General features: G+C 67.7%; 10 protein-coding genes and 1 tRNA gene. 6 read left to right on the forward strand and 5 right to left on the reverse strand.

All coding sequences use genetic code 11. The features are described 5' to 3' along the window. Nucleotides 1-127: 127 nt before the first annotated feature. Nucleotides 128-3052 (forward strand): valine--tRNA ligase, encoded by a 2925-nt coding sequence (locus tag K0H49_RS06445; RefSeq protein WP_219210410.1) that lies wholly within the window; start codon nucleotides 128-130, stop codon nucleotides 3050-3052. 62 nt (nucleotides 3053-3114) lie between these two features. After that, nucleotides 3115-4002 (forward strand): UTP--glucose-1-phosphate uridylyltransferase GalU, encoded by an 888-nt coding sequence (galU, locus tag K0H49_RS06450; protein ID WP_219210412.1) that lies wholly within the window; start codon nucleotides 3115-3117, stop codon nucleotides 4000-4002. On the opposite strand, the gene K0H49_RS06455 is transcribed toward galU, so the two are convergent. The 4 genes from K0H49_RS06455 to cysM all read right to left on the reverse strand — a co-directional run bounded on the left by K0H49_RS06455 (nucleotide 3983) and on the right by cysM (nucleotide 6890). After that, a complete protein-coding gene (locus K0H49_RS06455; RefSeq protein WP_219210414.1) occupies nucleotides 3983-5092 on the reverse strand; it encodes an SGNH/GDSL hydrolase family protein in 1110 nt (369 codons plus the stop codon). The genes galU and K0H49_RS06455 overlap by 20 nt on opposite strands. 90 nt (nucleotides 5093-5182) lie before the next feature. Next, nucleotides 5183-5410, reverse strand: coding sequence for a sulfurtransferase TusA family protein (locus K0H49_RS06460; protein WP_219210416.1), 228 nt, complete (start codon nucleotides 5408-5410; stop codon nucleotides 5183-5185). A gap of 13 nt (nucleotides 5411-5423) precedes the next feature. After that, nucleotides 5424-5978 (reverse strand): NUDIX domain-containing protein, encoded by a 555-nt coding sequence (locus tag K0H49_RS06465; RefSeq protein ID WP_219210418.1) that lies wholly within the window; start codon nucleotides 5976-5978, stop codon nucleotides 5424-5426. A 9-nt stretch (nucleotides 5979-5987) separates the two neighbouring features. Beyond that, entirely contained in the window at nucleotides 5988-6890 is a 903-nt protein-coding gene (cysM, locus tag K0H49_RS06470; protein ID WP_219210420.1) for a cysteine synthase CysM, read from the reverse strand. 41 nt (nucleotides 6891-6931) lie between these two features. On the opposite strand from cysM, the gene K0H49_RS06475 reads away from it, so the two are divergent. After that, nucleotides 6932-7016 (forward strand) — tRNA-Leu (locus K0H49_RS06475). 195 nt (nucleotides 7017-7211) lie between these two features. Here the strand turns inward: K0H49_RS06475 and K0H49_RS06480 are convergent. Next, on the reverse strand, nucleotides 7212-8168 hold the full coding sequence (locus K0H49_RS06480) for a LysR family transcriptional regulator (protein ID WP_219210421.1): 957 nt from the start codon (nucleotides 8166-8168) through the stop codon (nucleotides 7212-7214). A gap of 134 nt (nucleotides 8169-8302) precedes the next feature. On the opposite strand from K0H49_RS06480, the gene K0H49_RS06485 reads away from it, so the two are divergent. From K0H49_RS06485 to K0H49_RS06495, 3 genes are read left to right on the forward strand one after another with little or no spacing between them, the layout of a single operon-like run. Beyond that, on the forward strand, nucleotides 8303-9280 hold the full coding sequence (locus K0H49_RS06485) for a tripartite tricarboxylate transporter substrate binding protein (protein ID WP_219210423.1): 978 nt from the start codon (nucleotides 8303-8305) through the stop codon (nucleotides 9278-9280). Beyond that, entirely contained in the window at nucleotides 9277-10299 is a 1023-nt protein-coding gene (locus K0H49_RS06490; RefSeq protein WP_219210426.1) for a CobW family GTP-binding protein, read from the forward strand. Before K0H49_RS06485 ends, K0H49_RS06490 begins: the two co-directional genes overlap by 4 nt. After that, a complete protein-coding gene (locus K0H49_RS06495; protein WP_219210428.1) occupies nucleotides 10296-11975 on the forward strand; it encodes an amidohydrolase in 1680 nt (559 codons plus the stop codon). The genes K0H49_RS06490 and K0H49_RS06495 overlap by 4 nt, the downstream gene beginning before the upstream one ends. Nucleotides 11976-11987 lie beyond the last annotated feature (12 nt).

The following is an 11987-nucleotide window of genomic DNA, read 5'->3' on the forward strand; positions in this document are numbered from 1 at the left end:
GCCGGAATTATGGGCGCGGCCCGCGACACGCCCGGGTCCGCCCTGAAGGGCCCGGGTAAAATTGCGGGCTTCCCCATCTTCTGTCAGCGACGGCCCCGAAGAGGTGCCGTTCGCCCTTCATCACGCCATGAGCGAACCCACTGCCCAACCCGGCCTCGAGAGCCTGTCCAAATCCTTCGAACCCGTCGCCATCGAGGCGCACTGGGGTCCGGAGTGGGAGCGGCGCGGCTACGCCAAGGCCGGCTACCGCGGCACGCAGCAACCCAAGGACGGCGCCGACGCCTTCGCGATCCAGCTGCCGCCGCCCAACGTGACCGGCACGCTGCACATGGGCCATGCGTTCAACCAGACCGTCATGGACAGCCTGACGCGCTACCACCGCATGAAGGGCGCCAACACGCTCTGGGTGCCGGGCACCGACCATGCGGGCATCGCCACGCAGATCGTGGTCGAGCGCCAGCTGCAGGCGCAGAACATCAGCCGACACGACATGGGCCCGACGCCGGCCGAGGCGCGCAAGAACTTCGTCGCCAAGGTCTGGGAATGGAAGGAGCAGTCGGGCAACACCATCACCCAGCAGATGCGCCGCATGGGCGACACGGTGGACTGGAGCCGCGAATACTTCACGATGGACGACGACCTCTCGAAGGTCGTCACGCAGACCTTCGTCTCGCTCTACGAAGAAGGCCTGATCTACCGCGGCAAGCGCCTGGGCAACTGGGACCCGGTGCTCAAGACCTCGGTGAGCGACCTGGAAGTCGAGAGCGAGGAGGAAGACGGCTTCCTCTGGCACATCGCCTACCCGCTGGAAGACGGCAGCGGCACGCTGACCGTGGCCACCACCCGGCCCGAGACCATGCTGGGCGACACGGCCGTGATGGTCCACCCCGAGGACGAGCGCTACAAGCACCTGATCGGCCAGCGCGTGAAGCTGCCGCTGGTCGACAAGCTGATCCCGATCATCGCGGACGACTACGTCGACAAGGCCTTCGGCACCGGCGTGGTCAAGGTCACGCCGGCCCACGACTACAACGACTACGCGGTCGGCCAGCGCCACCACCTGGAGATGATCGGCGTGCTGACGCTCGACGCGACCATCAACCACAACGCGCCCGAGAAGTACCGCGACATGGACCGCTTCGTGGCACGCAAGGCCATCGTGGCCGACCTCGAGGCCCTGGGCCTGCTGGTCGAGGTCAAGAAGCACAAGCTCATGGTGCCGCGCTGCGCCCGCTCGGGCGCGGTGGTCGAGCCCATGCTGACCGACCAGTGGTACGTGGCCATGACCAAGGCCGGCCACGACGGCCAGTCGATCGCGCAGAAGGCCATCGACGTGGTGAAGTCGGGCGAGGTGCGCTTCGTGCCCGAGAACTGGGTCAACACCTACAACCACTGGATGGAGAACATCCAGGACTGGACCATCTCCCGCCAGCTCTGGTGGGGCCACCAGATCCCGGCCTGGTACGACGAGGACGGCAAGGTCTACGTCGCGCACGACGAGGCCGAGGCGCAGGCCAAGGCGCCCGGCAAGACGCTGCGCCGCGACGAGGACGTGCTCGACACCTGGTACTCGTCGGCGCTGGTGCCCTTCTCGTCGCTCGGCTGGCCCGAGAAGACCAAGGAGCTCGAGCTCTACCTGCCCTCCTCCGTGCTGGTCACGGGCTACGACATCATCTTCTTCTGGGTCGCCCGGATGATCATGATGACCAAGCATTTCATCGGCAAGGTCCCGTTCCGCGACGTCTACATGCACGGCCTGGTGCGCGACGCGCAGGGCAAGAAGATGAGCAAGTCCGAGGGCAACGTGCTCGATCCGGTCGACCTGATCGACGGCATCGCGCTGCCCGAACTGCTGGACAAGCGCACCCAGGGCCTGCGCAAGCCCGAGACCGCGCCCACGGTGCGCAAGAACACGCAGAAGGAATTCCCCGACGGCATCCCGGCCTTCGGCGCCGATGCGCTGCGCTTCACCTTCGCCTCGCTGGCCTCGCTGGGCCGCAACATCAACTTCGACTCGAAGCGCTGCGAGGGCTACCGCAACTTCTGCAACAAGCTCTGGAATGCCACCCGCTTCGTGCTGATGAACTGCGAAGGCCAGGACTGCGGCCTGCGCGAGCACACCAAGGAAGAATGCGCACCCGCTCGCACCGACAGTGCGAGCGGACTTCTCATTCCTGCGGGTCCGTCGCACGGCTACCTGCAATTCAGCCAGGCCGATCGCTGGATCGTGTCGCGCCTGCAGCGCGTCGAGGCCGAAGTCGCCAAGGGCTTCGAGGACTACCGCCTGGACAACGTGGCCAACGCGATCTACCAGTTCGCCTGGGACGAGTTCTGCGACTGGTACCTGGAAATCGCCAAGGTGCAGATCCAGACCGGCACCGAGGCCCAGCAGCGCGCCACGCGCCGCACGCTGATCCGCACGCTCGAGACGCTGCTGCGCCTGGCGCACCCGGTGATCCCCTTCATCACCGAAGAGCTCTGGCAGAAGGTCGCGCCGGTCGCGGGCCGGCAGGCCGAGTCGATCATGATCGCGGCCTACCCGCAGAGCCAGCCCGAGAAGATTGACGAAGCGGCCGAGGCCCATGTGGCACGGCTCAAGGCGCTGGTCGACGCCTGCCGCACGCTGCGCGGCGAGATGAACGTCTCGCCCGCGACCCGGCTGCCGCTCTACGCCGTGGCCGATGCGCCCGCCGACAGCGCCTTCCTGCGCGAGGTGGCACCGGTGCTGCAGACGCTGGCCAAGCTCAAGGAAGTCCGGGTCTTCGACGACGAAGCCACCTGGGCCGGCGCCGCGGGCGCGGCCCCCGTGGCGGTGGTGGGCGCTTCGCGCCTGTGCCTGCACATGGAAGTCGACAAGGTGGCGGAAAAGGCCCGGATCGGCAAGGAAATTGCGCGGATCGAGGGTGAGATTGCCAAAGTCAACGGCAAACTCGGCAACGAGGCTTTCGTGGCCAAGGCGCCGGCAGCCGTGATCACCCAGGAACGCCAGCGCCTGACGGACTTCAATGCCCTGCTCGCCCGGCTGAACGATCAGCGAGTGCGCCTCGGCTGACAGCCAAGGCCACGCTCAGCCCGTACCATCCACCGTCCCCAACTCTTCCTGCGATCGAGTTCATGTCCAACACCACGCGCATCCGCAAAGCAGTTTTCCCCGTGGCCGGTTTCGGCACCCGCTTCCTGCCCGCCACCAAGGCGCAGCCCAAGGAGATGCTGCCGGTGGTCGACAAGCCGCTGATCCAGTACGCGGTCGAAGAGGCCTATGCGGCCGGCATCCGCGACATGATCTTCGTGACGGGGCGCAACAAGCGCGCCATCGAAGACCACTACGACACGGCCTACGAACTGGAGAACCAGCTCGAAGCCAGCGGCAAGACCGCGCTGCTCAACATCGCGCGCTCGGTCATGCCCGACGACATGACCGTGTCCTATGTGCGCCAGCCGCGCATGCTGGGCCTGGGCCATGCGGTGCTGTGCGCCGAGCATCTGGTGGGCAACGAGCCCTTCGCCGTGCTGCTGGCCGACGACCTGATGGTCGGCCCGCCGGGCGGCCAGCCCGTGCTCGCACAGATGACCGCGGCCTTCTCGCAGCTGGGCCGTTCGCTGCTGGCGGTGCAGGAAGTCCCGCTCGACCAGGTCAAGCGCTACGGCATCGTGGCCGGCGACACCATCGACGAGGGCCTGATCAAGGTCAACAAGATGGTCGAGAAGCCCTCGCCCGAAGCCGCACCGTCGCGCCTGGGCGTGGCCGGCCGCTATGTGCTCACGCCGGGCGTGTTCGCCGAGATCCGCAACCAGCCCAAGGGCGCGGGCGGCGAGATCCAGCTGACCGACGGCATCGCGGCGCTGATGAAGAAGGAAGCGGTCTACGCCTATGCCTACAAGGGCATCCGCTACGACTGCGGCAGCAAGGAAGGCTTCCTGCAGGCCACGGTCGAACTGGCGCTGGCCCACCCCGAAGTCGGCGGCCAGTTCCGCGAATACCTCAAGACCCTGGCGCTCTGAGCGAGGCCTCGGCCAGCGGCAACACGAAGCGCGCCACGTCGGCGTCGCTGATCGGCGTGAGCGGCAGGCCGAAGCCCTCGCGCAGCCGCGCCACCAGCGACTGGGCCCACAGGGCGTTGTAGACCAGACCCGCGTGGTCGTCCTGCAGGATCGCATGCGTGGGCGCATCGCCCATGGTGTTGCGCACCTGCAGCGAGCCGCCGATCGTGAGCGTGCGGTAGGCCGGCTTGCCCTCGGCATCGCGTGCACCCCAGTGCGCCTGTACCCAGGCATCGTCGTCGAAGAAGATCGTTCGGGGCTCCGCCTCGGCCATGGCGCGCAGCGCCGCGTTGAGTTGGTCCAGCGCAGCCACGATGTTGCCCGACTCGCGCGCGCTCCGCCAGCGCTCGAACTGCAGCGGATCGGCGGCCTCGTTCGACACGCCCACCACCACGACGCGGGTGTCCGGATGACGCGCATGGATCAGGCGCACGCTCTCGCGGATGCGCTGCGTGCAACGCTGCGCCACCTCGCGCACCACGGGTGAACGCGGATCCTCGGCCTGCTCGGCCAGGTGCGCAGACCAGTCGCCGAGCCCGCTGCGGATCACGACCACGCCCCGGCGCCAGCGCTCGGGCTCCTGGTCCATCAGCGCGACCAGCCGCGGCGCCTGCCTGAACTTCCCCTGGGTCAGCTCGTTGCATCCCATGGCCGAGTAGGCGAAGTTGTAGAGGTAGTCGTCCTTGCGCGGCGCACGCCCCACGGGCAGGCCCAGCAGGTCGAACAGGCGTGGCTCGATGCCCGAACGGCCCCAGCGCACCCAGGGACCGAGTTCGAATTCGTCACCGCGCAGTCGCGCGAGGATCTCGCCCCATTGGAAGGTGCGGGCCTGGTTGCTTCCGCCGCGCTCGCCCGACGCTTCGGGAAAGGACAGCCGGTCCTGGTAGGAATGGCTGTTGGAATCGCCCAGGATCGCCAGCGGAATGGCCGTGGCCGGCACACTGCGGTGCCGGGCCTCGGCGGGCAGGTCGGAACCCCATCGCAGCAGCCCCCAGGCCAGCGCTGCGCAGAGTGCGATCGCGAGGCCTGTCCACTGGATGAGGCGTCGCATGGTGCCCACTACGCGTGCGTTGGCCGTCGCGAAAGCGCCGGGCCCGCATGAAAGACCGGCGATGGGCGCAGCAGCTTCATGCGCGCGTTCTCAGCGCCGGCGCAGGATGTGGATGTAGTCGCTGCCCACGGTCTGCTGCTCGACCAGGTCGTTGCCGGTCTGGCGGGCGAAGGCCTGGAAGTCGCGCAGCGAGCCCGCGTCGGTCGACACCACCTTGAGCAGCTGGCCGCTCTGCATGTCGTTGAGCGATCGCTTGGCCTTGAGGATGGGCAGCGGGCAGTTCAGGCCACGGGTGTCGAGCTCTTGATGGATGTGCATGGCGTTCCCGATTCTAGGTGGCCAGGTCGGCGGACGGGGCCGCCGGGCGCGGCCATTCGACGAACTCGGGCTCGTGGCCGCGGGTGCGCAGCCAGTCGGCCAGCGCGTAGCCGGTGCCGGCCGGCCAGCATTTGAGGTCCGGCAGGTCGTAGAGCCGATAGTCCACCAGTTCGGGCGAGAGCCGGACCTCGCCATCGGCCACCACGTGGTAGGCCACGATGACCTGGTTCATGCGCTGGAAGTCGTAGACGCCGACCAGCGTCACCGCGCTCGCGTCGAGGTTGGTTTCTTCCTTGACCTCGCGCGCGATGCCCTCCTGCGGCGTCTCGCCGGCCTCCATGAAGCCGGTGATCAGGGCGTACATTTTGTGCTGCCAGGCGGCATTGCGCGCCAGCAGCACCTGCCCGCGGTACTCGACGATCGCGGCCAGCACGGGCGTCGGGTTGTTCCAGTGCGTCCAGTCGCAGTTCGGGCAGCGCAGGCGCGTGGTGAGGCCGCTGTCCTCGAGCTGTTCGATGTGGGCCAGCGGCGTCGCGCAGGCCGGGCAGAAGGTGGGGACGAAGACCATCGGGTGCGATCAGGCGGGGAACACGCCGGTGGACAGGTAACGGTCGCCCCGGTCGCAGACCACGAACACGATGGTCGCGTTCTCGACCGTCTTGCCGATCTCGAGCGCCGCCCAGAGTGCGCCGGCGGCCGAGATGCCGCCGAAGATGCCCTCTTCGCGCGCCAGTCGGCGGGCCATCTCCTCGGCGTTGTCCTGGCTCACGTTGACCACCTGGTCGACCCGGCTCGGGTCGAAGATCTTGGGCATGTATTCCTGCGGCCACTTGCGGATGCCCGGGATGCGCGAGCCGTCCTCGGGTTGCGCGCCCACGATCTGCACCGCCGGGTTCTTTTCCTTGAGGAAGCGCGACACACCGGTGATGGTGCCGGTGGTGCCCATGGCGCTCACGAAATGCGTGACCTTGCCCTGGGTGTCGGCCCAGATCTCGGGGCCGGTGGTCTCGTAGTGGATGCGCGGGTTGTCGGGGTTGGCGAACTGGTCGAGCACGATCCCCTTGCCCTGCGCGACCATCTGGTCGGCCAGGTCACGGGCGTACTCCATGCCGCCGCTCTTGGGCGTCAGCACGAGTTCGGCACCGAAGGCCTTCATGGTCTGGGCGCGCTCGATCGAGAGGTCCTCCGGCATGATCAGCACCATGCGGTAGCCCCTGATGGCCGCGGCCATGGCCAGCGCGATGCCGGTGTTGCCGGAGGTGGCTTCGATCAGCGTGTCGCCGGGCTTGATCTCGCCGCGCTCCTCGGCGCGCCGGATCATCGACAGGGCCGGACGGTCCTTGACCGAACCGGCCGGGTTGTTGCCTTCCAGCTTGCCCAGGATCACGTTACCGCGCCGTACGTTCTCTGCCGCGCCGATGCGCTGCAGTGCCACCAGCGGCGTCTTGCCGATGGCATCTTCGATGGTCGGGTATTTCATGCTGAGCACTGTGCCATAATTTTGAGCTTCTCTCCTTCCGTGCCCGGGTGGTGAAATTGGTAGACGCAGGGGACTCAAAATCCCCCACCGAAAGGTGTGCCGGTTCGATTCCGGCCCCGGGCACCACGTTTTCAGGCGCGATGCGGCAGGCCGCACGCCCGCACATGGCGCCACGCGTCGTGTTCGCGATGCGCGACGTGTGCCGCGCAAACCATTCCCCTGCTCTCGTCTGCAGCACGTCCCTCGGCATGCCCGAGGGTAGAGGCGACGCCGAACTTGGCGCCCACGCGCCAGGCACGCCTGAAAAACCGCAGCACTCGCTCAGATCGATGGCGTCGCGTCTGGAACCGCCACCGCTCGCGCCCAGTTCTTCTGTTTTTCTTCCAGATGGCGCCGGATGAAGTCCATCAGCGTTCGCGTCGCCAGCGCGGGGAATCGGTTCGATGCCGTGAGCATGTAGATGCCATCGCCCACGCCTTCGGGGTCGTAGTCACTCAGGACCTCGACCACCTGCCCGGATGCCAGCTGCTGCCACACGGCATAGCGCGGCAGCAGGGCAATCCCCAGCCCTGCCAGCATCGCTTCGTAGATGAATCGATAGTCCCCCGACTGGATGCGCGGGGTCACCCGCAGTGCCAACGGGCTGCCGGATGCCCTGAGCTTCAGGTCGAAGTGCCGCCCCATCGAGGCCGGTGCGATGAGGTCGCAGCGCGCGAGGTCCTGCGCGTGCACGACAGGCTCCTGCTTGGCGAGGAATTCCGGTGTCGCACACAGGCACCAGCTCACGTCGCAGATTCGCCGCGCCACATGGTCTTCAGGCGGGTTCGACGTGACTTTCATGGCCACGTCGACCTCGGCGGAAATCACGTCGGAGATGTAGTCGTTGATCAGGACCCGCAGTGAGATGTCCGGGTACTGCCGCGCGAACTCCATCAGCACCGGCGTGAGATAGAGGTGCCCCAGGCCGGTGGGCAGGCGGATGCGCACATCGCCTCGCACGGTCTGGCCCAGGCTGTCGATCGAGGAGGCCGCCGCCTGAATCTCGTCGAGCATGCGCAAGCCATGCGCGTACAGGTGACGCCCGGCCTCCGTGAGTTCGACATGGCGCGTGGTGCGCAGCATCAGTTGCGCGTTCAGGCGCAACTCCAGGGCCTTCAGGCTGCGCGAGACATTGGAGCGCGTCATTCCACTGGCGGCTGCCGCGGCCGTGAGCGTCTTGGATTCGACCATTTTCACGAATAGCCGAATCAAATTCAGGTCAAAAGAATTGTCAATCATGGCTCACCACGGATGGCACAGATTGGCAAATTGTAAACAACAAGAATCAATTTAGCATTGGCCATCGAATCCATTTCGCACCTCATATTTCCGGGGGCTTCCGCATGAAACGAATAGAAAAGTCTTCGCCGAGCTTGAACAAGATCATTGCCACCATGGCCATATCGGTATTGGTTTCTTCGTCTGCATTGGCGGCCGACTTTCCGGAACCAGCCAGCACGATCACCGTGATCGTGCCCTTTGGCGCAGGTGGCATGGTCGACCTGATGGCGCGTGCGATGGCGCCGAATTGGGACGCCAAGTGGGGAACGCGGACGGTCGTATTGAACAGGCCGGGCGCCAATGGGCAAATTGCATTGACCGAAATGCTGAAGCAAAAACCCGACGGGCGAACCATTGCGTTCACACAGGGTTTCGACACCCAGATGAGCTATCTCAATGCCGAAGCCAAGGCGCCCTATTCGCGCAGCAGCTTCATACCGGTCGGTATGATTCAAAGCACGCCTTCGGTGTGGCTTGTCAGGTCCAACAGCCCGTACCGCACGATGGGGGCGCTGCTCGACGCCGCACGCCACCGCCCCGGGGAATTGAGTTTCGGAACGCCGGCCGCCCGCGGGCCGGCGGTTCTCTATCTGGAGGAATTCGAAAAGAAGGCGGGGGCCCGGCTCACCGGCGTCCCCTTCAACGACGCACCCTCGCTGGTCAGCGCCCTGCTGGGCGGCCACATCGATCTGGCGACCTCCAATCCCGCGGTGGCGCTGCCGCACGTCCGGTCGGGGCGCCTGCGCGCGCTCATGGTCAGTGGCGACACCGGGCTCAAGTACTTTCCCGACACGCCGACCTCGGCTTCGCTGGGACTGGAGATCTCCAAGCTCGGCAGCAACACCGGCCTGACGCTGGCGCGCGGGACACCGGAGGCCACGGTCCAGGCCTGGTCGGCCATGCTCGAGGCGATTTCGCTGGACCCGACGCTGCGCGAGCGGATGGACGAGCTGGCGATCCACCTGTCGTACGCGACGCCCGCGGACTACGCGCGCGCCTGGACCGCCACCGAAGCGGAGGTCCGCAAGATCCTGATGCGGACCTCGGGCGAGGCGAGGCCCTTCCCATGACGACGCCGACCCCCACCACCGTCGCGCCGGCGCTGCCGGTCACCCTCCTCGGGGGCTACCTCGGCGCGGGCAAGACCACCCTGGTCAACCACCTGCTGCGGGCCGCCCACGGCCGCCGCATCGCCGTGCTGGTCAACGACTTCGGCGACCTGGGCATCGACGGCGACCTGATCGAGGCCCGGGAGGGCGATGTCATCACCCTGGCCGGAGGCTGTGTCTGCTGCAGCTTCGGCAGCGACCTGATGGATGCCCTGCAGCGCCTGCGCCAGCGCATCGCATCGCTGGACCATGTGCTGATCGAGACCAGCGGCGTGGCCCTGCCAGCCAGCGTGGCGAGCACCGTCCGGCTGGTGGAAGGCCTGCGCCTGAACGCCGTGGTGGTGCTGGCCGATGCCAACGCGGTCCGGCAGCAGGCCTCGGACCGCTACGTCGGCGAGACGGTGCAGCGACAGCTGGAACAGGCCGATCTGGTCGTGCTGAACAAGCTCGACCTTCTGGGGCCGGCGCCCTCGCAGAGCCTGCGTCGATGGGCGACGCACGCCGCGCCGCAGGCCTTCGTGCTGGAAGCCACGCGCTGCCAGGTGGCGCCCGAGCTGCTGTTCGACATGGCCCTGCCCCGGGGCGAAGGCGTGGCCCGCCGGGCGCCGGGTCGCTCGATGCATGCGAAGGGCGTGTTCCGGAGCATCAGCTTCGCCTTCGCGGGCACCGTGGACACCGAGGCCCTCTCGCAGGCGCTGCTCGCCCATGCGGACCGGATCGTGCGGGCCAAGGGCCTGATGCGCGATGCCGGCGGCGCCGCCGTGCAACTGCAGTTTTCCGGCACGCATTGCACGGTCACCGCCTGGCAGGGCAAGCCCTTCACCATGGGCCGGCTGGTGTGCATCGGACCGGCCGCGACCTGGAACGAGACCCTGATGCGCGCGCTCGTCTGGCCCTGCGCCGTGCCGCGCGAGCGTTCACGCTCGCGCTCGCGCCCGCTGCCCACCACCCACCCCGCTTCCGAGGCGGCGCGCCCATGAAGACCACGCTCTACCCTGCCCGCAAAGTCATCACGATGAACCCGAACCGGCCGCTGGCCGACTGCGTGGCGGTTCGCGACGGGCGGATTCTCGGCACGGGCTCCCTCGAGGAACTGGCGCGATGGGGCGAACACCGGGTCGACACGCGCTTCCAGCACCAGGTGCTGATGCCCGGCTTCGTCGAGGGCCACTGCCACCTGTCCCAGGGGGCGCTGTGGCGCTTCGTCTATGTCGGTCCGCACGATCGCGTCGACCCGAACGGGCAGACCTGGCCCGCCGTCACCACGCTGGCGGCGGTGGTCGCGCGCCTCAAGACCGCCCACGACAGCGCGCCTCACCTGCCGGTGGTCGCCTGGGGTTTCGATCCGCTGTCGATGCAGGGCCCGCGCTGCAGCCGGCACGACCTCGACACCGTGTCCGACCAGCAGGCGGTGGTGCTGATGCACGCCAGCCTGCATGTCATCACCACCAACACGCCGGGCCTGCGGGTCGGTGGCTACCTGCGTGCGGGCATCGACCATCCCGGGCTTCCGCTCGGCCCCGACGGGCTGCCCGCCGGGGAGCTTCGCGGGCCGGATGCCATGTGGCCCGTGGCCGAAGCGGCCGGCCTGAGCCGCGGCCTGCTGGCGGCGGACGAGGACGGCATCGGGGTCTTTGCACGGCTGTGCGTGCGCACCGGCGTCACCACCGCCGCCGACCTGTCCAACCCGCTGACCGACGAGATCGTCGCCATGATGCGGCGCGTCACGGGCGCGCCCGACTTCCCGCTGCGCGTGGTCTCGATGCAGCGCATGGCCGGGCAAGGCCCCGTCGAAACGGTGGCCAACGCCGTGCGCCTCAAGGACTTGAGCAGCGATCGCTTGCGCCTCGGCTTCGTCAAGGTCGTGGTCGACGGCTCCATCCAGGGCCTGACGGCACGCGTCCAATGGCCCGGCTATTTCAACGGCGCCGACAACGGCCTCTGGTACGTGGCCCCCGAACAGCTGTGCACGCTGCTGTCCCACGCCCTGGGCAGCAAGGTGCCGGTGCACCTGCACACCAATGGCGATGAGGCCACGGAACTGGCGCTCGACTGCATGCAGGCCGCGCTGTCGGAGTCGCCGGCCTTCGACCACCGCTGCACGCTCCAGCATGCGCAGATGAGCACCCCCGCGCAGTTCCTGCGGATGCGCTCGCTGGGCCTGTGCGTCAATCTCTTCGCCAACCACCTGTATTACTGGGGCGACGTCCACTACGCGCGGACGCTGGGCCCCGAACGCGCCGAGCGGATGAACGCCTGTGCGAGCGCCATCGACGCCGGCGTGCCCTTTGCCATCCACTCCGACGCACCCGTCACGCCGCTGGCGCCCCTGTTCACGGCCTGGTGCGCGGTCAACCGCCGCACGGCCGCCGGTCGGGTGCTGGGGGCGGCGCAATGCATCGGCGTCGGACAGGCACTGCACGCCATCACCCTGGGCGCCGCCTACACGCTGGGCCTGGACGCCGAGATCGGCTCGATCGAAGCCGGCAAGCGCGCGGACTTCGCCGTGCTGAACGACGACCCGCTGGACTGCCCGCCAGAGGCCCTGAAGGACATCGGCGTCTGGGGCGTGGTGCAGGGCGGGCGGGTGTTCCCGGCCGACCGACCGCCGCCCGCGGCGGGTCCGCAAGACGGAACCAGAGACATTCATTCGTAGAAGCAAAAGGGA

The sequence above is a fragment of the Variovorax boronicumulans genome (genome assembly GCF_019352895.1).
In the GTDB taxonomy this organism is placed as follows: domain Bacteria; phylum Pseudomonadota; class Gammaproteobacteria; order Burkholderiales; family Burkholderiaceae_C; genus Variovorax; species Variovorax boronicumulans_A.

Excerpts from the sequence above, each read along its gene's own strand:
- K0H49_RS06445 (WP_219210410.1), top strand. The coding sequence starts at position 128 with ATGAGCGAACCCACTGCCCAACCCGGCCTCGAGAGCCTGTCCAAATCC.
- galU (WP_219210412.1), top strand. The coding sequence starts at position 3,115 with ATGTCCAACACCACGCGCATCCGCAAAGCAGTTTTCCCCGTGGCCGGT.
- K0H49_RS06455 (WP_219210414.1), bottom strand. The coding sequence starts at position 5,092 with ATGCGACGCCTCATCCAGTGGACAGGCCTCGCGATCGCACTCTGCGCA.
- K0H49_RS06460 (WP_219210416.1), bottom strand. The coding sequence starts at position 5,410 with ATGCACATCCATCAAGAGCTCGACACCCGTGGCCTGAACTGCCCGCTG.
- K0H49_RS06465 (WP_219210418.1), bottom strand. The coding sequence starts at position 5,978 with ATGGTCTTCGTCCCCACCTTCTGCCCGGCCTGCGCGACGCCGCTGGCC.
- cysM (WP_219210420.1), bottom strand. The coding sequence starts at position 6,890 with ATGAAATACCCGACCATCGAAGATGCCATCGGCAAGACGCCGCTGGTG.
- K0H49_RS06480 (WP_219210421.1), bottom strand. The coding sequence starts at position 8,168 with ATGATTGACAATTCTTTTGACCTGAATTTGATTCGGCTATTCGTGAAA.
- K0H49_RS06490 (WP_219210426.1), top strand. The coding sequence starts at position 9,277 with ATGACGACGCCGACCCCCACCACCGTCGCGCCGGCGCTGCCGGTCACC.
- K0H49_RS06495 (WP_219210428.1), top strand. The coding sequence starts at position 10,296 with ATGAAGACCACGCTCTACCCTGCCCGCAAAGTCATCACGATGAACCCG.